Below are 20,877 nucleotides of genomic sequence, written 5' to 3'. Positions count from 1 at the left end.
GGGAAATCTCTGAATCTGGAAGGGACAATGATCGATCGCTATGATGTGGTTGTGGTGGGCGGTGGCCATGCCGGGTGCGAGGCTGCGTGCGCTGCCGCGCGCGCCGGCGCCAGGACCGCGCTGGTCACGCTGCGCTTCGACACGATCGGTGTCATGTCCTGCAATCCGGCGATCGGCGGCCTCGGGAAGGGCCATCTGGTGCGTGAGATCGACGCCATGGACGGGCTGATGGGCCGCATCGCCGATGCTGCCGGCATCCAATTCCGCCTGCTCAATCGCCGCAAAGGCCCTGCCGTGCGCGGGCCGCGCACGCAGGCCGACCGCAAGCTGTATCGGCTGGCCATGCAGGAAGCGATTCGGCAGCAGAACGGTCTCGACGTCATCGAAGGCGAGGTTCTGGACTTCGACATCGTGGATGGACGGGTCGCCGCTGTGCGCCTGGCCGACGGGCGCCGGTTGGTGTGCGGCGCGGTGGTGCTGACCACCGGCACGTTTCTCCGCGGTCTTATTCACATTGGCGACAGGAAGATTGTCGCCGGGCGGATGAACGAGCAGGCGAGCCTTGGCCTGTCGGCGACGATGAGCCGCGCCGGTTTCGCGCTTGGACGGCTGAAGACCGGCACGCCGCCGCGGCTCGATGGCCGCACCATCGACTGGGCGTCGCTGGAAAGCCAGGCGGCCGACGAACATCCAGTGCCGTTCTCGCTGCTCACCGACACAATCAAGAATCCGCAAATCCATTGCGGCATCACGCGTACGACACCGGCGACGCACGAGCTGATCCGCGCCAATCTCGGCCGCTCCGCCATGTATTCCGGCTCGATAGAGGGGGTCGGACCACGCTATTGCCCGTCGATCGAAGACAAGATCGTCAAGTTCGGCGATCGAGAAGGTCATCAGATATTCCTCGAGCCGGAAGGGCTGGACGACGACACGGTCTACCCCAATGGCATTTCGACCTCCCTGCCCGAGGATGTGCAACTCGACATTCTCAAAACTATACCCGGGCTAGAGCGGGCGACCATGCTGCAGCCCGGCTATGCCATCGAATACGACCATGTCGATCCGCGCGAGTTGGAGCCGACGCTTGAGGCCAAACGTATTGCGGGGCTTTTCCTAGCCGGTCAGATCAACGGCACCACCGGTTATGAAGAAGCCGGAGCGCAGGGCCTGCTCGCCGGGCTCAACGCCGCGCGCAAGGCGGCGGCCGACGACCAAATCGTGCTCAGCCGCACCGAAGCCTACATCGGAGTGATGGTCGACGACCTCACCAGCCGCGGCATTGCCGAGCCCTACCGCATGTTCACTTCGCGGGCGGAGTTTCGCCTATCGCTGCGCGCCGACAATGCCGATGAAAGGCTTACGCCTCTGGCAAATCGGCTTGGTATCGTGTCGCCGGAGCGGACGCAGCGGTTCAATCAAGTCACACAGGATCTTGATAGGGCGCGCGAACTCGCAGTTGCGACGACCATGACGCCCAACGAAGCGGCGCGGCATGGGCTGGAGATCAACAGGGACGGCGTGCGCCGCTCCGCTTATGAATTGCTCGCTCATCCCGGCGTCGATATAGCCTGGCTGGCCCGTGTTGCGCCGGCCTTTGGCGCAATCGACGTCAAAACCGCTGAGCGGCTCGAAACGGAAGCGAAATATTCGGTTTACCTTGATCGCCAGCAGGCGGATGTCGGACAGATCCGCCGCGAGGAAAGCCGGTTGATCCCGGCGTCGGTGGATTTCGCCGATGTTCCCGGCCTATCCAATGAGCTGAAGCAGAAGATGTTAACGCGTCAGCCGCGTTCGATCGCTGACGCGCAGCGTATGGAAGGCATGACGCCGGCGGCGCTGGCCATCATCGTCGCGCACGTCCGCAACGCCGAATCGGCCGCCCAAAGGGCCGTTGCGTGAGCGCTGCCTCATGGGCGAGCCTGCAAGAGGTCGCGGGACCGGTTTCACGTGAAACATTCGATCGGTTGGTGACGTTCGAACAGTTGTTCCTGAAATGGAACCGCAGCATCAATCTGGCCGCGCCGTCGACGCTGGACGATGTCTGGGGCCGCCATATTCTGGACAGCGCGCAGCTGGCGCGAATCGCACCGCAGGCCAAACGCTGGGCCGATCTCGGTTCGGGCGGGGGTTTTCCGGGCCTGGTAATGGCCTTCCTGCTGGTCGAACGCAATGGCGCGTCGATCGATCTGGTCGAGAGCAACCGCAAGAAAGCATCGTTTTTACAGGCGGTCATTGGCCAGTTCGGTTTGCCGGCACGGGTCGTCGCCCGGCGCATCGACGACAGCTATCCGCTTGTTTCCGAACCGGAAATCATCACGGCGCGGGCGCTGGCCGCGCTGCCGGCGCTGCTCGATCTGTCGGCGCCGTGGCTGACCAAGGGATCGCGGGCGCTGTTCCACAAAGGCCGGGATTACCGCTCCGAGGTGGAAGAAAGCACTCACCGCTGGGCTTTCGATCTGGTAGAACATCCGAGCATGACCGACGCCCATGGCGTCATCCTCGAAGTGACCGATCTGCAGACTGCGTAAGCTCTCCTTCGCAACCTTGGCGACGCAATGAATACCTGGCCCACATGAATACCTGGCACAGACCCATGAAAACCGGACCTCGCATCATCACCGTCGCCAACCAGAAGGGCGGCGTCGGCAAGACAACCACCGCCATCAATCTGGCCACGGCGCTGGCCGCGATCGGCGAAAAGGTGCTGATCGTCGATCTCGACCCGCAAGGCAATGCCTCGACGGGTCTCGGTATCGACCGCAAGGACCGCACCGTCTCCTCCTACGATGTGCTGACCGGCGAACTGGGCCTGGAAGAGGCCGCCATTCCAACGGCGGTGCCCGGCCTGTCGATCGTGCCGTCGACGCTCGATCTGCTCGGCATCGAGATGGAAATCGCCTCGGCGCCGGATCGCGTGCTTAAGCTGCGCAACGCGCTGCGCGCCGCCACCGAGCGCGGTGCGCCGTTCGGCTATGTGCTGATCGACTGCCCGCCCTCGCTCAACCTTTTGACTTTGAATTCAATGGCGGCAGCCGATTCTGTTCTTGTGCCGCTGCAGTGCGAGTTCTTCGCGCTGGAAGGGCTAAGCCAACTCCTGGAAACGGTGGAGCAGGTGCGCCGTTCGATCAATCCGGACCTGATCATCCAGGGCATCGTGCTGACCATGTATGACGGCCGCAACAACCTCGCCAACCAGGTGGTGCAGGACGTGCGGGCACATATGGGCGACAAGGTCTACGAGACCATCATTCCTAGGAATGTGCGAGTGTCCGAGGCGCCCTCCTATGGCAAGCCGGCAATCCTCTATGACCTGAAATGCTCGGGCAGCCAGGCCTATCTGCAGCTGGCGTCCGAAGTGATCCGCCGCGAGCGCAAATTGCGCGCTGCTTGATTAGGCAGGGTCGATAAACAAAGCCGATCCGTTACCGAAACGATCAAGAATCTGGAATTGAGATGAGCGACGACCTTTCGAGAAAGAGACTGGGGCGCGGACTGGCGGCGCTGATCGGCGAGATCGATCGCCCGGCAGCGACCGAAAAGCCGGGCTTGAATGCCGATGGCAAGGTGCCGATCGAGTTTCTGAGCCCGAATCCGAAAAACCCGCGCCGGCACTTTGGCGACGCCGACCTCACCGATCTCGCGCAGTCGATCCGCGAGCATGGCGTGGTGCAGCCGGTGGTGGCGCGGCCTTCGCCGACGCAGGCCGGGCGCTACGAAATCATTGCAGGCGAGCGGCGCTGGCGCGCGGCCCAGCGAGCCGGGCTGACCGAGATCCCGATCATCGTGCGCGACGTCAACGACCGCACAGCGCTGGAACTGGCGATCATAGAAAACGTCCAGCGCACCGATCTCAACCCGGTCGAGGAGGCGCTCGGCTACCAGCAATTGATCGACGACCACGGCTACACACAGGCCGACCTCGGCAATGTAATCGGCAAGAGCCGCAGCCACGTCGCCAACACGCTCAGGCTGTTGAAGCTGCCCGACGTGATCCGCGACATGCTGGTCGACGGCGCGCTGTCGGCCGGCCATGCCCGGACGCTGGTGACGGCGCAGGATCCCGCCGGGCTAGCCAAGCAGATCGTCGAAGAAGGGCTTTCGGTGCGCCAGGCCGAGGCGCTGGCGCAAATGCCGGCGGGCGGCACGCCGCCCAAGGCAAAACCAGCACACGGCGCATCGGGCAAGGATGCCGACACGCTGGCGCTGGAAAGGCTGATGACCAACACGATCGGCATGATCGTGACCATCGAGCACAAGGGCAAAGGCGGCGCGATCCGCGTGGACTACCGCAGCCTGGAGCAGCTCGACGAGCTATGCCGGCGGTTGAAGGATGAGCGGTAGAGGGTTGGGGTTGCGCATATTTAGCCGGCGAATGAAGTTCTGGCTTAGGATGAAGAAAGGGTTTGGCGGTTGCCGGCCCTTCTTTTTATTGGCGATTGCCGAAGGGATCGAACTGCTGATCTCCCCCCTTGAGGGGGAGATGGCCGGCAGGCCAGAAGGGGTCGTCTCGCATCAAGCGCCGACCTCGTTTGTCGTTGCGAAAGGCGCCAGCGCTCCACGCGCGGCGACCCCCTCTGTCGCCTTTGGCGACATCTCCCCCTCAAGGGGGGAGATTACCGCTGCGCCAGCCTCGCGCTCTCCACCGCAATGCCGAGCAGCGCCTGCCGCGCCAGCGCTTCCGACAAATCCGGCCTGCGCCTGGTCTGCAGCACGGCCGATTGCAGCCGGTTCAGCGCGCGGCTGAGCGCCTCGACGTTCCAGCGCTCCAGCGCCTTCTCCACCAGCTTGCGCCGCGAGAAAAACACCGGCGGACGGGCGCCGGCCACTGCCGAGGCGGCGTTGCGGCCGGCGGTGTCCATCTGGCCGCGCATGACCTGAAGCTGCTGCAGCTGCCGCATCGCCGAGGACAGCACCAGGAAAGGATGGCCGCCGGACAGGCAGTGGCGGGTGAAGGCGGTGTCGAAGTCACCGATCCTGCCCTCCAGCACAGCATCGACCGCGTCGTCGAAGGAGGCGCCGGAGACGTCGCCGGACATCGCCCTTACGTCGTCGAGGCTGATGTCCTTCTGGCCGTGGGCATAAAGCACCAGCTTTTCGATCTCGCCGCGTGAGGCCAACCGGTCGCCGCCGAGATTGCGGCGCAGCGCCTGGCGTGCGTCGAGCGCCATCGACATGCCGGCCTTGCGCAACTCGTCGTCGATGACGCTATCGATGTCGCGGGCTTCATCGGCGTAGCAAGGCAGCGCCATGGCGGTGTCGGCGGCCTCGACGATCGCGCGCAGTCCGACGCCCTTTTTCAGGTCGCCAGCCTCGATGAGAATGATGGCGTCGCGCGCGGGCTCCGCAGTCAGCGCCTTGACGTCGTCGGCCAGCGCCTTCTGACCGCTGGCATTTCGCACCCACAGAAGCCGCCGGTCGGAGAACATCGGCACGGTGCGGGCTTCATCGAGCAGCCGGCCCTGGTCGCGATCGACCTCCGCGCCGTCGAGCCGGACGACGGAGAACGGATCGTCGAGAGGCAGGCCGATTTTCGCGGCAAAGGCCTTGGCCCGCTCGGCGACCAAGCCGCGGTCGGGTCCGTAAAGCAGGACGATCGATATGCGCGCGTCAGGCTTCGCCAGCCACGAATCGACCTCATATCCTTTTTTCTGCGCCATGGAGGGTGGTTAGCATGATGCGGTCGCTGAGTGAACGTTCTCCAGAGAGTTCGAGACCCTATTGCCCTTCCTCCGGAGGGGGGAGAGGTGGCTCGGCGAAGCCGAGACGGAGTGGGGGAACCACCTGGCAATCGCCGCGAACGGACAAAGGAAGGGCACTATCTCAAGCGTTGCCTAGCGCCCAAGGGTCGACCCCCACTCCGTCGAGCTTCGCTCGACACCTCTCCCCCGATCACGGGGAGAGGAAAGCGCGAGTTCGCCGACCTTGGTGCTTCATCTCTCCCGGAGGCCGTGAAGTGACTATCTGCTGGAAATCCTGCAAAACTTTGCGCCTAATTGCGCGCCGCTCCCCAACATCGACAAGAAATTTCGCCGACATATCTGCATCTTGCGGTCGCCTGCCGGCCGTGACGCCGGATGGGTTGCGGCGCCCCATGAATTGGCGCTGTGCCGGGCGCGCGGATGTGCAAATATCACCGCAGCAAATGGGAGGACCATGGTCATGACCGATGCTGGGATGTTGCGGTTTCATGTGCCGGAGCCGGAAGTGCGGCCGGGCGGAACGCCCGACTTCTCCAACGTGCCTATCCCCAAGGCGGGCTCGGTGCCGCGACCGGACATCGATGTCGATCCGCGCACAATCCGCGACATGGCGTTTTCCATCATCCGTGTGCTCAACCGCACCGGTGAGGCGGTCGGGCCGTGGGCCGGGCTGCTCACCGACGAGGAGCTGCTCGAGGGGTTGCGCCACATGATGACGCTGCGCAGCTTCGATGCGCGCATGCAGATGGCGCAGCGCCAGGGCAAGACCTCGTTCTACATGCAGCATCTGGGCGAAGAGGCGGTGAGCTGCGCTTTCCGCAAGGCGCTGGCGCCAGGCGACATGAATTTCCCGACCTATCGGCAAGCCGGCCTGCTCATCGCCGACGGCTATCCGATGGTCACGATGATGAACCAGATCTATTCCAACGAGGCCGATCCGCTCAAAGGGCGGCAATTGCCGATCATGTATTCGTCGAAGGAGCACGGCTTCTTCTCGATCTCCGGCAATCTGGCGACGCAATACATCCAGGCGGTCGGCTGGGCGATGGCTTCCGCTATCAGCAACGATTCGAAAATCGCGGCGGCGTGGATCGGCGACGGCTCGACGGCCGAATCCGATTTCCATTCCGCACTGGTGTTCGCCTCGACCTACAAGGCGCCGGTCATCCTCAATGTCGTCAACAACCAGTGGGCGATCTCGACGTTTCAAGGCATTGCGCGCGGCGGTTCCGGCACCTTTGCCGCGCGCGGCCTCGGCTTCGGCATTCCGGCGCTGCGCGTCGACGGCAATGATTATCTCGCCGTGCATGCCGTGGCCAAATGGGCGGCGGAGCGGGCGCGGCAGAATCTCGGGCCGACGCTGATCGAATATGTCACCTACCGTGCCGGCGCGCATTCGAGCTCGGACGACCCGTCTGCCTATCGGCCGAAAACCGAATCCGACGCCTGGCCGCTCGGCGATCCGGTGATGCGGCTGAAGAACCATCTGATCCTGCGCAGGGTCTGGTCGGATGAGCGCCATGCCCAGGCGGAGGCCGAAATTCTGGAGACGGTGATCGCGGCGCAGAAGGAAGCTGAAAGCCACGGCACGCTGCATGCCGGCGGCAAGCCGTCGACGCGTGAAATGTTCGAGGGCGTATTCGCCGAGATGCCGCCGCATCTCAGACGTCAGCGCCAGCAGGCGGGAGTCTGACCATGCCGAGACGAACCATGATCGAGGCGATCCGCGACGCCATGGACGTGTCGATGGCGCGCGACGAACGCGTCATCGTCTATGGCGAGGACGTCGGTTTCTTCGGCGGGGTTTTTCGCTGCACGGCAGGCCTGCAAGCGAAGTACGGCAAGACCCGCTGCTTCGATGCGCCGATCAACGAATCCGGCATTGTCGGCTCCGCCATCGGCATGGCCGCCTATGGGCTGAAGCCATGCGTGGAAATTCAGTTTGCCGACTACATGTACCCGGCTTACGACCAGCTGACGCAGGAAGCAGCACGCCTGCGCTATCGCTCGAACGGCGATTTCACCTGCCCGATCGTTGTCCGCATGCCGACCGGCGGCGGCATTTTTGGCGGCCAGACGCACAGCCAGAGCCCGGAAGCGCTGTTCACCCATGTGTCGGGGCTGAAGACGGTGGTGCCGTCCAATCCTCATGATGCCAAGGGGCTGCTGATCGCGGCGATCGAGGATCCCGATCCGGTGATTTTTCTGGAGCCGAAGCGGCTCTATAACGGACCGTTCGATGGCCATCACGACCGACCGGTGACGCCATGGTCGAAGCATGAACTGGGCGAGGTCGCCGACGGCCATTACACGGTGCCGCTCGGCAAGGCGGCGATCCGCCGGGCGGGCTCGGCCGTCACCGTGCTCGCCTACGGCACCATGGTCTATGTCGCGCAGGCGGCGGTGGAAGAAACCGGCATCGATGCCGAGATCATCGATTTGCGGACCCTGCTGCCGCTCGATCTCGACGCGATAGTCGCTTCGGTGAAGAAGACCGGACGCTGCGTCGTCGTGCACGAGGCGACACTGACCTCCGGCTTCGGCGCCGAGCTGTCGGCGCTGGTGCAGGAAAATTGTTTCTACCATCTGGAAGCGCCGGTGGCGCGCGTCACCGGTTGGGACACGCCCTACCCGCATGCGCAGGAATGGGACTATTTCCCGGGGCCGGCCCGTGTCGGCCGCGCGCTTCTCGAAACCATGGGAGCCTAGGGATGGGCGAACACATCATCAAGCTGCCGGATGTCGGCGAAGGCGTCGCCGAGGCCGAACTTGTGGAGTGGCACGTCAAGGTCGGCGACCTCGTGCGCGAGGACTCGGTGCTTGCCGCCGTGATGACCGACAAGGCGACGGTGGAAATACCTTCGCCGGTCGATGGCGAGATCCTGTGGCTGGGCGCCGAGATCGGCGACACGGTGTCGATCGGCTCGCCGATCGTGCGGCTGAAAGTGGCGGGGGAGGGCAATGTCGCCGAAGGCTCGAAATCGTCAGAGGTCACGGCGGCACCGACCCCCACCCCTGCCGGGGCGAGCCACGGGTTTCGCCCGTCCTCCGGACCCCCACAAGAGGGAGGCGTCTCGGCCACGAAATCCGACGCCAAGTCGCCACCACCTGCACCAGCAGCCAAAAGCGCACGGGCAGCTGAGACTGAATCCCCCTCCCCCTTGTGGGGAGGGGCTAAGGGTGGGGGTGCTGCGCCGACATCTAAAGGTGCGGCACCCTCCGGCGCGCCGCGCCCGGAGGGCGAAAAGCCCCTGGCGTCGCCCGCCATCCGGCTCAGGGCGAAGGAGGCGGGGATCGATCTGCGCCAGGTGTCGGGTACCGGCCCTGCCGGCCGCATCAGCCACGAAGATATCGAGGCATTCCTGGCACGCGGACCGCAGGTAGCGAAGGCGTCGGGTCTGGCGCGCAATGACAGCGTCGAGGATATCAAGGTCATCGGACTGCGGCGCAAGATCGCCGAAAAAATGTCGCTGGCGAAGTCACGCATCCCGCACATCACCTATGTCGAGGAGATCGACGTCACAGCACTTGAGGAGTTGCGCGCGGCGCTCAACAAGGAAAAGCGCAAGGGTGTGGAGAGGCCGAAGCTGACGCTGCTGCCGTTCCTGATGCGGGCGATGGTCAAGGCGATTGCCGACCAGCCCAACATCAACGCGCTGTTCGACGACGAGGCCGGCATCATCCATCAGCATGGCGGCGTCCATATCGGCATTGCCGCGCAGACGCCGTCGGGCCTGGTGGTGCCGGTGGTCAAGCACGCCGAGGCGCGCGACCTCTGGGATTGCGCGGCCGAGCTCAACCGCCTGGCCGAAGCGGCGAAGTCGGGCACGGCCAGCCGCGACGTGCTGTCGGGATCGACCATCACCATCACCTCGCTCGGCGCCATGGGCGGCGTGGCTACGACGCCGGTCATCAATCATCCTGAAGTGGCGATCGTCGGCGTCAACAAGATGATGGTGCGGCCGGTCTGGGACGGCACCCAGTTCATCCCGCGCAAGATGATGAACCTGTCATCGAGCTTCGATCACCGGGTGGTCGACGGCTGGGATGCGGCGGTGTTTGTGCAGCGGATCAAGGCGCTGATTGAGACGCCAGCGCTGATATTTGTGGATTGAGGGGCGAAACGACCGAGATGACGGCGGGACAGCGCCCCCCTCTGCCTTACCAGGCATCTCCCCCACAAGGGGGGAGATTGGACGTCACGCAGGGTTTCGCCAATCTCCATCGTTGCAGGAATGAGCGAAGCGAAGAAGCTGCTGATCTCCCCCCTCGTGGGGGAGATGTCCGGCAGGACAGAGGGGGGCGCGAAGGATCGCGACGGAACATTCCCTCGCATCAAAGGGTCACGCCATGAAAGAAATCTCCTGCAAGCTGCTGGTCATCGGCGCCGGGCCCGGCGGCTACGTCTGCGCTATCCGTGCCGGCCAGCTCGGCATCGATACGGTGATCGTTGAAGCCGGCAAACCGGGCGGCACCTGTCTCAATGTCGGCTGCATCCCGTCCAAGGCGATGATCCATGCGGCGGAAGAGTTCGAGAAGGTCGCGCATATGGCCGGCGGCAGCAGTCCGCTCGGCATCTCGGTAGCAGCGCCCGTGCTCGATCTCGGCAAGACGGTTGCGTGGAAGGACGGCATTGTTAGCCGGCTGACCGGGGGCGTTGCCGGGCTACTGAAGAAGGCCAAGGTCAAGACCGTCTATGGCTGGGCGACGTTCCGCGACGGCAAGACCGTCGCGGTCGAGACCGAGACCGGCACCCAGATCATCCGCGCCGAAACGGTTGTGATCGCCACCGGCTCGGCGACGGTGGAACTGCCGTTCCTGCCGTTCGGCGGCCCGGTGATTTCATCCACAGAAGCGCTGGCTCTCGGCGAGGTGCCGAAAAAGCTCGCTGTGGTCGGCGGCGGCTATATCGGGCTGGAACTCGGCATGGCGTTCGCCAAAATGGGCGCCGCGGTGACCGTGGTCGAGGCGCTGCCGCGCGTGCTGGCGCAGTATGATGCGGAACTGACCCGGCCGGTGGTGAAACGGCTGGCCCAGCTCGGCGTCGAGGTGATGCTTGGCGCCAAGGCCAAGGGGGTCAAGGGCGACGCGCTGCTGGTCGAGACCGCGGACGGCAAGAGCACCAAAATCGCGGCAGACAAGATCCTGGTCACGGTCGGCCGCAAGCCGGTGACGGAGGGCTGGGGCCTCGATCAGATCGATCTCGACATGGCCGGCAAGTTCATCAAGATCGACGACCAGTGCCGCAGCTCGATGCGCGGCATCTATGCCATTGGCGACGTCACCGGCGAGCCGATGCTGGCGCACCGGGCGATGGCGCAAGGCGAAATGGTGGCCGAGATCGTCGCCGGCCACAAGCGCAGCTGGGACAAGCGCTCGATCCCGGCCGTCTGCTTCACCGATCCGGAGCTGGTGACGGCAGGGCTAACGCCGGAGGAGGCGAAGGCTTCAGGCGAAATCAAGATCGGCCAGTTCCCCTTCGCCGCCAACGGCCGGGCGATGACGAAACTCGGCGAGGACGGGTTTGTTCGTGTTGTCGCCCGCGCGGACAACCATCTGGTGCTGGGCATCCAGGCGGTCGGGCAAGGCGTGTCGGAACTGGCGGCGGCGTTCGGCCTGGCGCTGGAAATGGGCGCGCGGCTGGAGGATATCGCCGGGACCATCCATGCGCATCCGACGCAAGGCGAAGGCTTCCAGGAAGCGGCGCTGAAGGCGCTGGGCCACGCGCTGCATATTTGAAGTGCGCTTACCCTCCCCCTTGTGGGGAGGGTCGATCCGCGTAGCGGAGCGGGGTGGGGGTCCTCGCCGACCGTCAGCGCTCACCCCCACCCCGTCTCGCCATCTCCGCTTCGCTCCGACCGCGAGCCGACCCTCCCCACAAGGGGGAGGGTGGCCGCTCAGCCGTTGGTTGTCGCAGATCAGCGGAATGTACTAAGTGTCGGTCCATGGACACCGGCCTGAAGAAATACATCGCCATACGCTACAACATCGCCGCTGGCTTCAAGCCAAGCCAGTGGGACGGAAAGGGCCGCGCCAATCTCGATCCGGTCTGGCTGGTCGAGCGCCTGGCGTTGTTCGACACCTATTGCGCGTCGTCGCTCGAAGGCCAGTCGCTGAAGGATTTTACCGTCCTTCTAGCGTTCGATGCCGATACGCACGAGAACTATATTCGCACCGTGTGCAGCTGCGTGGCCGGTGTCGACGTCAGGCCGATCCTTGTCGAGGCGGGCGAGGATTACAATGATCGCTTCAATGCCTTCGTCCAGGCCGATACCGATGCCGACTATGTTTCGCTCACGCGGCTCGACAGCGACGACGCGCTGGCGCCGACCTTCATGGAGCGCGTCGAGCACTACGCGCGCCGGGAGATCGAAAAGCGTGTGGTGGACCTGCAGCCGCTCTACATTGCCTTTCCGGACGGCCAGAATTTCGACACGGCAAGCGGACGCTACACGCACCACGACTATGTCACGTCGGCGTTCGGCACGCTGGTCGAAAGGAGATCGCCGGCGATGAGCGGCGTCTACAGCGAGCACCACGCAAAAATGGCGACGCGCTTCAACACCGTCGTGGCGGCATCGAAGGGCGCGCAATGGTGCATCGTCATCCATGACAACAACGCCGCCAACGTGTTGAGGGGGAAGCCGGTCTCGGGGCCCTCCTTCACGGTGGGCCGACCGGCTGTCGAACCCAAGGTGCCAGCGCGAAGGCAAAGCGCGCCACGACAGGCGACGCAGCCCCGCATTGCGCCGCGGACCGCGGGCAACTTCATCCGGTTTCTGCTCGGACGACCGATGGCTCTGCGGAAGTAGCGGGCGCTTACCCTCCCCCTTGTGGGGAGGGTCGATCCGCGTAGCGGAGCGGGGTGGGGGTCCTCGCCAACCGTCGGCGCTCACCCCCACCCCGTCTCGCGATCTCCGCTTCGCTCCGACCGCGAGCCGACCCTCCCCACAAGGGGGAGGGTGAAGTAGCTCAGCTTGCCAGCCGGCTTACCATCTCGTGCTGCGCATAAGCGCGCCCAAAACGATTGGCGAGAAACGCATCAAGCGCGATGTTTTCCTGCTTGACGAAGCCGGTCGCCGGCAAGGTGCCGTCGGCCAGCATGTCGAGCACGGCGCAGATGCCGGAGGCGGTGGTGATCTGGATTGCGCTGCGCACCTGGTTGCCGATGCGCTGCGAATAGATCTTGTTGGCGTAGGTTTCCTGCAGCAGGCGGCCATTGCGGCGGCCCGAGACGGTGACGAAGACGATGACCACATCCTGCAGCGTTGCCGGCAGGGCGCTCTCGAAGATATCCTTCAGCACGTCGCGGCGGTGGCGCAGGCCGAGATCGTTGAGCAGCGCCTTCATGATCGCCGCGTGGCCGGGATAGCGGATGGTGCGGTAGTTCAGCGTGCGCACCTTGCCCTTCAGCGTCTCGGCCAGCGTGCCGAGACCGCCGGAGGTGTTGAAGGCCTCATAGGTGACGCCGTCGAGCGAGAACTCTTCGCGCTCCTCCAGCGGCGGCACCTCGATCAGCTCGCCCTCGACGATCGCCTCGCAGGGTTCGCAATATTCGTTGATGACGCCGTCGGTGCTCCATGTCAGATTGTAGTTCAGCGCATTGGACGGGTATTGCGGCAGCGCGCCGACGCGCATGCGAACGCTTTCCAGCGTGTCGAAGCGGCTGGCGAGATCATTGGCGACGATCGAGATGAAGCCCGGCGCAAGGCCGCATTGCGGAATGAACGCGCTCTTGCCCGAACGCGCCAGTTCCTTGACGCGGCGGGTGGAGATGACGTCCTCGGTCAAATCGAGATAGTGGACGCCGGTTGCGGCGGCCGCTTCGGCGATGCGTGTGGTCAAATGGAAGGGCGCGGCGCTCAGCACGGCGAAGGCGCCGGCAAGGGCGGCCTCGAGTGCGCCCGGCGCTGCGATATCGAGCTCCAGCCCCTCGACGCCGGCGGGAAGTTCGGCCGCGGCAAGCTGCGCCGCCGCGCGGTCGACAACGGTGACGTGGTAGTCGCCGCTGTCGGCGAGCATGCCTGCAATGGTCGAGCCGATCTTGCCGGCGCCGACGACGATGATTTTCTTCATGACCTTGCCCCTCGTGAAAACTCTTTGGCCCAGACCGCGCGCGGTGGACGCGATGCCTTCAAGAATCGCAGCTTGCCTGCCGAAAGGAAGCGTGAAACTGTTCGAAACGAACCCCACAATTGATCAATACGCCGATAAAGTTCGTCGAAATGCTCACTGACGCCGAACAAAAACTGCTTTCCTTGCTGCGCGCCAATGCCCGCGCATCGACCACTGAGCTGGCGCGCCAGCTCGGCGTTTCGCGCACGACGGTGCAGAGCCGGATCGAGCGGCTGGAACAGCGCGGCATCATCACCGGCTATGGCGTGCGGATGGCGCCGGACTACGAGCAGGGGCTGGTGCGGGCGCATGTGCTGCTCACCGTCACGCCCAAGCTCGCCGACAAGGTGGTGCGGGCGCTGCAGGCGCTGCCGCCGGTACGGACGCTGCACTCGGTGAGCGGCAATTTCGACATGATCGTCATCGTCGACGCGCCGTCGATCAGGGATCTGGATGCGTTGCTGGACGAGATCGGGGCGATGGACGGGGTCGAGCGGACGTCGTCGTCGATTATTTTGTCGACACGGATCGATCGGTAGGTGGAACGCATGAGCCGCTAATCTCCCCCGTGCGGGGGAGATGGCCGGCAGGCCAGAGGGGGTCAGTTCGACTGGGCTCGGCCTACCTGCCGCTGCAGAAGGAGGTTAGCGCTCCACGCGAGGCGACCCCCTCTGTCGCCTTCGGCGACATCTCCCCCTCAAGGGGGGAGATTAGCTGCTAAGCCCGCCGCCTTTCCGGCCCGCTATCCAGCCACGCCACATCCTCCGCCGACAGCTTGATATCCAGCGCCTTCAAGCTGTCCTCCAACTCGTCCAGCGTGCGCGGGCCGATCAACGGCACCGACGGAAAAGGCTGCGCCAGCACATAGGCGAGCGCGATGTGGATCGGACTTTTGCCCAGGCGCTGCGCCAGCTCGATGGCGCGGTCGCGGCGGCCGAAATTTTTCTCGGAATACCAGACCCGCACCAGCTCCTCATTGTCCTGCTTGTCGCGGCCGGCGCGGTCGGTGAAGAAGCCGCGGCCCTGGCTCGACCAGGCGAAGTTGGGCATCTGCCTTTTCGTCAACCAGGATTTCCAGTCGTCGGTGGACGAGGTGATGCAGCCGGCCCAGATCGGTTCCAGCATCTCGGCCAGCGAGAAATTGTTGGAGAGCACGCCGGGCTTCTGCTTGCCGGTGCGCTCGGCATAGGCAATCGCCTCGTCCATGCGCGCCATCGTCCAGTTCGAGCCGCCGAACGGGCCACGGATGCGGCCGGCCTTGACCTCGGCGTCCATCGCATCGACGAATTCGCCGACCGGCACATCCGGGTTGTCGCGGTGCATGAAATAGAGGTCGACATGGTCGGTCTGCAGCCGGTCCAACGACTGGGCGAGCTGCTTGCCGATGACATCGGGATAGCAGAGCGGCGAGTGGGCGCCCTTGGCGATGATCACCGACTGCTCGCGCACGCCGCGATTCCTGAGCCACTGGCCAAGCAGCGTTTCGGTGTAGCCGGCGCCGTAGACATAGCCGGTATCGAACAGATTGCCGCCGGTCTCGAAGAAGGCGTCGAGCAGGATTGCGCCCGACGAGAAGGTGCGGAAATCCTCGAAGCCGAGCGCCACCACGGAGGCCGGCTTCGACAGGCCCGGAATCTTGCGCTTGCCAATGGCCGTGCCGCCGGTGCGCAGCGGCCGGCCCGAAATGGTGTTGGTTCGCTTAGCCGGCTTTTCGATCTCATATTCGAGCCCGACGGCGGCGCGCCATCTGTCGAGGACGCGCAGCGTGCTGAGGCTGTCGGCCCAGCTCATGCCCGGCCAGGCGAACTCCTGTTTGCCGGCCAGGATCGCCTCGCCGGCGGCGTCGACCTCGAAGGAATAGAGATGGCGGGTTTCGTTGACGCTGATGGTATCGCGCGTGTCGTCGGCGAGAATTACATCGATCCGGCCAGGGCCGCCATCGCGGTTGCCGCCGCCGGCGAACCAGAAATCCGGCACCTCGATGCGGCCCTTGGTGCCGAGGATGCGCAGGACATTGTCCTGTTTCAGCGAGATACTGCAGGACACCTCGGCGACGACGCCACCGGGGAAATGCAGCAGCGCCGAGGCCCATTCGTCGACGCCGGACTTGCCGAGATGGGCGGTGCCGACAACCTTGTCCGGCTCGGCGAAGGGTTTTCCAGTCGCAGCCCCGGCAATCAGCCGCACCATCGAGACGGGATAGCCGCCGACATCGAGGATGCCGCCGCCGGCGAGATCGTTGGCGTAGAGCCGGTGCTCGGGCATGAAGCCCGGCATGGCGAAGCCGAAGCTCGACTTCATCAGCCTGACATCGCCGATGACGCCCGACTTGATGAGTTCCACCAGCTTCGCCGTCTGCGGGTGAAGCCGGTACATGAACGCTTCGCCGAGGAAGGTGCCGGCCTTGCGCGCAGCATGGATCATGGCGTCGGCCTCGAAGGCGGTCAGCGCCAGCGGCTTTTCGCACAGCACATGCTTGCCGGCTTCCGCCGCCTTGATTGCCCATTCGGCATGGCCGGGATGCGGGATGGCGATATAGACGGCGTCGACCTCGGGGTCAGCGAGCAGCGCGTCGTAACCGTCGAGGATGCGGGCGCCGGGAAACGTCTCGGCTAGGCCTGCCTTGCCGGGATTGCGGGCGCCGAGCGCCACGATCGTGCCGGTGCGCGAGCCTGCCACGCCGCGGGCGAACGCTTTGGCGATGTCGCCGGGCCCGAGTACCCCCCAGCGGATGGGCGCGGTTGCAGTCATGGTCATTCTCCTTGCATAGCTGGAAGGTCAGCGCAGCCGCTGGCCGTTTTCATCGAACAGATAGGATTTGCGGATGGACACGGTGATCGCCTGGGTGTCGGGGACCTTTGCCGCGTCGCGCTGGATCACCAGGTCTTCGCCATGGGCGGTCCTGGCATAGATGAAGCTGGTGCCGCCGAGATGCTCGACCACGTCGATGCCGACGGTGAGGTCGGCGTCGCCTTCGCCGCCATTGCCGAAATGTTCGGGCCGCACGCCGACAATGACCTTGGCTCCTGTTTGCGGCACGGCGCCGGTCAACGGTTGCATAATGCGGGTCATTTCCTCGCCCACCAGCTCGACGGTGACGCTGCTCATGTTGCGCCCGACGACGCGGCCCTTGATGAAATTCATCTTCGGCGAGCCTACAAAGCCGGCGACGAACTGGTTGTCGGGATTGTCGTAGAGATCGAGCGGCCTGCCGATCTGCTCGACATGGCCACCGCGCAGCACGACGATCCGGTCGGCCAGCGTCATCGCCTCGGTCTGGTCGTGGGTGACATAGATCATCGTTGTGCCGAGTTCCTTGTGCAGGCGCGAGATCTCGACCCGCATCTGGACGCGCAGCTCGGCGTCGAGATTGCTCAACGGCTCGTCGAACAGGAAGACTTGCGGTTCGCGCACGATGGCGCGGCCAATGGCGACGCGTTGGCGCTGGCCGCCGGACAATTGCCTCGGCCGCCGCGCCATCAACTCTGTGATGCGCAGGATTTCGGAGGCCCGCTTCACCCGCCGCTCGGTGTCCTCCTTGGGGTTGCCGGTCATCCTGAGACCAAAGCTCAGATTCTGCTCCACGCTCATGTGCGGGTAGAGCGCGTAGGACTGGAACACCATGGCGATGCCGCGCTCGGCCGGCTCGACATCGTTCATCACCTTGCCGCCAATGGCGATCTCGCCGCCGCTGATATCCTCCAGCCCGGCGATCATCCTGAGCAGCGTCGATTTTCCACAACCCGACGGGCCGACAAAGACGACGAACTCGCCATCGGCGATATCGATGTTGGCGCCATGGATGATCTCATAGACGCCGAAGCGTTTTACGACATTGGTGAGGGTGACTGCCGCCATATCGCTGTTGTCCCTACTTGACGGCACCGGCGGCGATGCCGGCGATGAAATGGCGCTGCAGCAGCACGAAGACGACCAGCATCGGTACGGTCAGCATGACGGCGCCGGCCATGATGCCGCCCCATGAGACCTTGGTCAGGCCGATCAGCGTGCCGAGCGCCACAGGGGCCGTCATCGCGCCGGGCTGGCTGTTGATCAAAAGCGGCCAGAGATAATTGTTCCACGAGGCGAGGAACAGGATGATGGCGAGCGCCGCCAGCATCGGCCGCGCCAGCGGCAAAGCGACGAACAGGAAGATACGCCATTCCTTGACGCCCTCGACACGTGCCGCGTCGAAAAGGTCGGCCGGCATCATCGAGAAAGCCTGGCGCATGAACAGCACGCCCAGCGAATTGAACAAGGGTGGCACGATCAGCGCAATCCAGGTGTTGGCGAGCTGGAAGTCGCGCGCCACCATGATGAATTGCGGGATCAGCACCACCGCATAGGGCAGCGTGATGGTGCCGAGGATGATCGCCACCACCGCGCCCTTGCCGAAGAACTGATAGCGGGCGAGCGCCCAGCCGGCCATCGAGGTCAGCAGCACCGAGAAGAAGGTGTAGGTCACCGCCACCGCCACCGAAATACCGATAGCGCCGACGAAATTGGTGTCGCGCTGCAGGTTGTTGAAATTGTCGACGAAATTGCCGTGCGGCAGAAGCTCGATGCCGGGGCTGAAAATGCCGTTGTCGGGCATGGTCGAAAACACCACCATCATCCACAGCGGAAACAGCCAGATCACCGCCAGCGGCGTCAGGACCAGATGCAGCAGGACGCTGCGGCCGAGCCGTCGTTGCGAGAGCGAACTCATTTCGCCTCCCCTCTCATTTGGGCTCTCGTGTCAGCCACAGTTGCACCAGCGTGATGGCGATTGCCAGCCCCGCCATGGTGTAGGCGACGGCCGAGGCGTAGCCGAAATTGAGCGAGCGAAAACCCTGGCGGTAGAGCAGCAGGCCAAGCGTCTCGGTGCCGCCGCCGGGGCCGCCGCGCTCGGTGATCAGGAACGGCTCGGTGAACAGCTGCATGGTGCCGATGATCGACAGCACGGCGCAAAACACGATGACCGGCTTGAGCAGCGGCAGCGTTATGTAGAAGAACTGCTTGAGCTTGCTGACGCGGTCGAGCGTCGCTGCTTCATAGACATCCTCGGGGATCGACTGCAGGCCGGCGAGCAGGATGATGGCGTTGTAGCCGGCCCAGCGCCAGGTTACCGCGATCATGATCAGCGCCATGGCCGGTGTGACGTTGGAGAACCAGTCGATCTTGGCCAGGCCGACGCCGGCGAGGAGCTTGTTGATGATGCCGAAATCCAGGTTGAACATCAGCCGGAACACGGCGGAATAGGCGACCTCGCCGACCACCACCGGAGCGAAGAAGGCAAAGCGGTAGAGGCCACGTGCTTTCAGCAGCGGCGAGTTCAGCAGCACCGCCATGACGATCGCCAGCGAGATCATCACCGGCACCTGGATGACGAGGATGAGCAGCGTGTTCTTCAGCGCGTTGAAGAAAGCGGGGTCGCCGATCAGGCGGCCCCAGTTGAACGTCGGCGCAAAGCGCCAGGGCACCGTGCGCGTCGCCTGGAAGGAAATCATGAACGAGGAGATGATCGGCCACACCCAGAAGATGGCGAAGATCAGGAGGTAGGGCGTGAGGAAGCGATAGGCCGTGGCGTTCTGGTAGCGCATGGTTCCTCCTCCTTCCTCTTTCCCGGCTGATATCCGGCGTGTTGTTAGCCGGCGGACGCCGCCGGCAATTGGCGATCTGTTGGGCGAGAGCGTCCCTTTCCCCGCCACTATACGGGGAGAGGATGCCGGCAGGCAGGTGAGAGGCAGCGCCAACGGTCCGGCAAATTGCCCTATATCTGGCCCGCCAGCATCACCGCCTTGGTCACTTGATCGGCAGTCCCGTCGCCGAAGCGATCTGGCTGGCGGCGTCGTCGAGGGCGGCCTTGGCATCGGGATAGCCGCCGCCGAGATATTTGGTCTGCACGGCGCGCATGATGATTTCGGCGTCGCTCTGGAACGGCGTGCCGCGGCTCGGCACCACCTTGGGCAGCGTGGCGAGAATGTCCTTCCACACTGCCTGGCCGCCCCAATAGGGCAGGCCCTGCGAGACGTAGGGGTCGTCGAGGGCCGAGATCAGTGACGGCACCAGGCCGAAATCCCTGAGCATGGTGATCTGGCCTTCATTGGTCTCGAGCGTGTATTTCAGATAGGCGTAGGCGGCCTCCTTGTTCTTCGAGGCTGAGGTGATGGCGAGCGACGAGCCTCCGAGATTGGCGGCGCGCGGGCCGTCGGCGGTCAGGCTCGGCATCAGATAGACACCCCATTTGCCGTTTTCGCCGGCGGATTCGGTGCGGATGGTGCCCTCATACCAGCCGCCATAGACCTGGGTGGCGACGGTGCCGGCGGTGTTGTTGGTGATCTTGGTGCCCCAGTCGGCCGACGAGATGATGCCGGCGTCCTTCATGTCCTTGATCTTGGCCAGCGTGTCGACGCATTTCGGCTGGTTGACGGTGATCGACTGCCCATCGGCGGCGAAATAGCCGCAGCCCTGTTCGTTGGAAATCATGCGGAAGAATTCGGTGTCGCCGTTGAAATCGGCATTGGTCATGGTGACGCCGGGATTGGCGGCCTGGACCTTCTTGCCGGCGGCGATGAAATCGTCCCAAGTCTTGATCGAGGCCGGATCGACGCCGGCCTTCTCGTAGAAGTCGCGGCGGTAGAAGGCGGCGACCGGGCCGGAATCCCACGGCATGGCATAGGCCTTGTCGCCGACCTCCAGTTCAGTGCGCTTGAAGTCCGGGAATTTCTTCTGGTCGTCGGCGGTGTAGCCCAGCGTGTGCAAATCGACGAAGCAATCGGGGAACTGGCTCCAGTAATTCTCGGCCTCGCCGTTTTCGATCGAGACGATATCGGGCAGGCCGACGCCGCCGGCCGCGCAGCCGGCGATCGACTTGTCATAGGTCGGCTGGTTGCCGAGATCCTGAACGGTGACCTTGACGTCGGGATGCTGCTTGTTGAAGCCGGCCACCGTCGCCTTCAGCGACGAAGCGGCGATATTCCAGCTCCAGATCGTGATTTCGCCGGACTGCGCCAAAGCCGGGGTTGAGCCCAGGCCAAGCGCCAGCGCGGCACAGATCAGTGTCGTGCGCATTGAAATC

17 protein-coding genes are annotated in these 20,877 nt (G+C 64.3%); 10 read left to right on the top strand and 7 right to left on the bottom strand.

The window, feature by feature from the left end; translation table 11 throughout:
* Positions 1-27: 27 nt before the first annotated feature.
* The 4 genes from mnmG (at position 28) to NKK52_RS24820 (ending at position 4,344) form a co-directional block, all read left to right on the top strand.
* Complete coding sequence (mnmG, locus tag NKK52_RS24835) at positions 28-1,902, top strand: tRNA uridine-5-carboxymethylaminomethyl(34) synthesis enzyme MnmG (RefSeq protein WP_023685043.1); 1,875 nt, start codon at positions 28-30, stop codon at positions 1,900-1,902.
* On the top strand, positions 1,899-2,531 hold the full coding sequence (rsmG, locus tag NKK52_RS24830) for a 16S rRNA (guanine(527)-N(7))-methyltransferase RsmG (protein ID WP_023685044.1): 633 nt from the start codon (positions 1,899-1,901) through the stop codon (positions 2,529-2,531). Before mnmG ends, rsmG begins: the two co-directional genes overlap by 4 nt.
* A 65-nt stretch (positions 2,532-2,596) precedes the next feature.
* Positions 2,597-3,394 (top strand): ParA family protein, encoded by a 798-nt coding sequence (locus tag NKK52_RS24825; RefSeq protein WP_023672118.1) that lies wholly within the window; start codon positions 2,597-2,599, stop codon positions 3,392-3,394.
* Positions 3,395-3,456: 62 nt separating this feature from the next.
* Positions 3,457-4,344, top strand: coding sequence for a ParB/RepB/Spo0J family partition protein (locus tag NKK52_RS24820; RefSeq protein WP_023685045.1), 888 nt, complete (start codon positions 3,457-3,459; stop codon positions 4,342-4,344).
* 272 nt (positions 4,345-4,616) lie between these two features.
* Here NKK52_RS24820 and holA read toward each other — a convergent pair whose 3' ends face one another.
* The gene (gene holA, locus NKK52_RS24815; RefSeq protein WP_023685046.1) at positions 4,617-5,660 is read right to left on the bottom strand and encodes a DNA polymerase III subunit delta; all 1,044 of its coding nucleotides are present in this window, start codon (positions 5,658-5,660) and stop codon (positions 4,617-4,619) included.
* Positions 5,661-6,162: 502 nt separating this feature from the next.
* Here holA and NKK52_RS24810 point away from each other — a divergent pair.
* From NKK52_RS24810 to NKK52_RS24790, 5 genes are all read left to right on the top strand, one after another.
* Complete coding sequence (locus tag NKK52_RS24810; RefSeq protein WP_023685047.1) at positions 6,163-7,395, top strand: 3-methyl-2-oxobutanoate dehydrogenase (2-methylpropanoyl-transferring) subunit alpha; 1,233 nt, start codon at positions 6,163-6,165, stop codon at positions 7,393-7,395.
* A 2-nt stretch (positions 7,396-7,397) separates the two neighbouring features.
* Positions 7,398-8,411, top strand: coding sequence for an alpha-ketoacid dehydrogenase subunit beta (locus NKK52_RS24805; RefSeq protein WP_023672171.1), 1,014 nt, complete (start codon positions 7,398-7,400; stop codon positions 8,409-8,411).
* A 2-nt stretch (positions 8,412-8,413) separates the two neighbouring features.
* Positions 8,414-9,817 carry a dihydrolipoamide acetyltransferase family protein gene (locus NKK52_RS24800; protein WP_023685048.1) on the top strand — a complete coding sequence of 468 codons (1,404 nt, stop codon included), beginning with the start codon at positions 8,414-8,416 and terminating at the stop codon, positions 9,815-9,817.
* 235 nt (positions 9,818-10,052) lie between these two features.
* A complete protein-coding gene (gene lpdA, locus NKK52_RS24795; protein ID WP_023685049.1) occupies positions 10,053-11,441 on the top strand; it encodes a dihydrolipoyl dehydrogenase in 1,389 nt (462 codons plus the stop codon).
* Between the two features lie 206 nt (positions 11,442-11,647).
* Complete coding sequence (locus NKK52_RS24790) at positions 11,648-12,514, top strand: glycosyltransferase (protein ID WP_352630062.1); 867 nt, start codon at positions 11,648-11,650, stop codon at positions 12,512-12,514.
* Positions 12,515-12,674: 160 nt separating this feature from the next.
* Here NKK52_RS24790 and NKK52_RS24785 read toward each other — a convergent pair whose 3' ends face one another.
* The gene (locus NKK52_RS24785; RefSeq protein ID WP_023685051.1) at positions 12,675-13,778 is read right to left on the bottom strand and encodes a saccharopine dehydrogenase family protein; all 1,104 of its coding nucleotides are present in this window, start codon (positions 13,776-13,778) and stop codon (positions 12,675-12,677) included.
* A 149-nt stretch (positions 13,779-13,927) separates the two neighbouring features.
* Here NKK52_RS24785 and NKK52_RS24780 point away from each other — a divergent pair, with 149 nt between their 5' ends.
* Positions 13,928-14,356 carry an Lrp/AsnC family transcriptional regulator gene (locus NKK52_RS24780; RefSeq protein ID WP_023685052.1) on the top strand — a complete coding sequence of 143 codons (429 nt, stop codon included), beginning with the start codon at positions 13,928-13,930 and terminating at the stop codon, positions 14,354-14,356.
* Positions 14,357-14,534: 178 nt separating this feature from the next.
* Here NKK52_RS24780 and NKK52_RS24775 read toward each other — a convergent pair whose 3' ends face one another.
* From NKK52_RS24775 to NKK52_RS24755, 5 genes are all read right to left on the bottom strand, one after another.
* Complete coding sequence (locus tag NKK52_RS24775; protein WP_023685053.1) at positions 14,535-16,568, bottom strand: aldo/keto reductase; 2,034 nt, start codon at positions 16,566-16,568, stop codon at positions 14,535-14,537.
* 27 nt (positions 16,569-16,595) lie between these two features.
* Positions 16,596-17,675: an ABC transporter ATP-binding protein gene (locus tag NKK52_RS24770; RefSeq protein ID WP_023685054.1), complete on the bottom strand. Its 1,080-nt coding sequence runs from the start codon at positions 17,673-17,675 to the stop codon at positions 16,596-16,598.
* A gap of 13 nt (positions 17,676-17,688) precedes the next feature.
* Positions 17,689-18,525, bottom strand: a complete 837-nt coding sequence (locus NKK52_RS24765; RefSeq protein WP_023672164.1) for a carbohydrate ABC transporter permease — start codon at positions 18,523-18,525, stop codon at positions 17,689-17,691.
* Between the two features lie 13 nt (positions 18,526-18,538).
* A complete protein-coding gene (locus tag NKK52_RS24760) occupies positions 18,539-19,399 on the bottom strand; it encodes a carbohydrate ABC transporter permease (protein WP_023732830.1) in 861 nt (286 codons plus the stop codon).
* 202 nt (positions 19,400-19,601) lie between these two features.
* On the bottom strand, positions 19,602-20,870 hold the full coding sequence (locus tag NKK52_RS24755) for an ABC transporter substrate-binding protein (protein ID WP_023685055.1): 1,269 nt from the start codon (positions 20,868-20,870) through the stop codon (positions 19,602-19,604).
* Positions 20,871-20,877 lie beyond the last annotated feature (7 nt).

This window comes from Mesorhizobium sp. C277A (genome assembly GCF_040324395.1).
Classification (GTDB): Bacteria; Pseudomonadota; Alphaproteobacteria; order Rhizobiales; family Rhizobiaceae; genus Mesorhizobium.
This window is presented reverse-complemented; position numbering and strand designations above follow the sequence as displayed.

Excerpts from the sequence above, each read along its gene's own strand:
- NKK52_RS24765 (WP_023672164.1), bottom strand. The coding sequence starts at position 18,525 with ATGAGTTCGCTCTCGCAACGACGGCTCGGCCGCAGCGTCCTGCTGCAT.
- NKK52_RS24780 (WP_023685052.1), top strand. The coding sequence starts at position 13,928 with ATGCTCACTGACGCCGAACAAAAACTGCTTTCCTTGCTGCGCGCCAAT.
- NKK52_RS24825 (WP_023672118.1), top strand. The coding sequence starts at position 2,597 with ATGAAAACCGGACCTCGCATCATCACCGTCGCCAACCAGAAGGGCGGC.
- NKK52_RS24785 (WP_023685051.1), bottom strand. The coding sequence starts at position 13,778 with ATGAAGAAAATCATCGTCGTCGGCGCCGGCAAGATCGGCTCGACCATT.
- NKK52_RS24770 (WP_023685054.1), bottom strand. The coding sequence starts at position 17,675 with ATGGCGGCAGTCACCCTCACCAATGTCGTAAAACGCTTCGGCGTCTAT.
- NKK52_RS24775 (WP_023685053.1), bottom strand. The coding sequence starts at position 16,568 with ATGACTGCAACCGCGCCCATCCGCTGGGGGGTACTCGGGCCCGGCGAC.
- NKK52_RS24810 (WP_023685047.1), top strand. The coding sequence starts at position 6,163 with ATGACCGATGCTGGGATGTTGCGGTTTCATGTGCCGGAGCCGGAAGTG.
- holA (WP_023685046.1), bottom strand. The coding sequence starts at position 5,660 with ATGGCGCAGAAAAAAGGATATGAGGTCGATTCGTGGCTGGCGAAGCCT.
- NKK52_RS24820 (WP_023685045.1), top strand. The coding sequence starts at position 3,457 with ATGAGCGACGACCTTTCGAGAAAGAGACTGGGGCGCGGACTGGCGGCG.
- NKK52_RS24800 (WP_023685048.1), top strand. The coding sequence starts at position 8,414 with ATGGGCGAACACATCATCAAGCTGCCGGATGTCGGCGAAGGCGTCGCC.
- mnmG (WP_023685043.1), top strand. The coding sequence starts at position 28 with ATGATCGATCGCTATGATGTGGTTGTGGTGGGCGGTGGCCATGCCGGG.
- NKK52_RS24755 (WP_023685055.1), bottom strand. The coding sequence starts at position 20,870 with ATGCGCACGACACTGATCTGTGCCGCGCTGGCGCTTGGCCTGGGCTCA.
- NKK52_RS24805 (WP_023672171.1), top strand. The coding sequence starts at position 7,398 with ATGCCGAGACGAACCATGATCGAGGCGATCCGCGACGCCATGGACGTG.
- lpdA (WP_023685049.1), top strand. The coding sequence starts at position 10,053 with ATGAAAGAAATCTCCTGCAAGCTGCTGGTCATCGGCGCCGGGCCCGGC.
- NKK52_RS24790 (WP_352630062.1), top strand. The coding sequence starts at position 11,648 with ATGGACACCGGCCTGAAGAAATACATCGCCATACGCTACAACATCGCC.
- NKK52_RS24760 (WP_023732830.1), bottom strand. The coding sequence starts at position 19,399 with ATGCGCTACCAGAACGCCACGGCCTATCGCTTCCTCACGCCCTACCTC.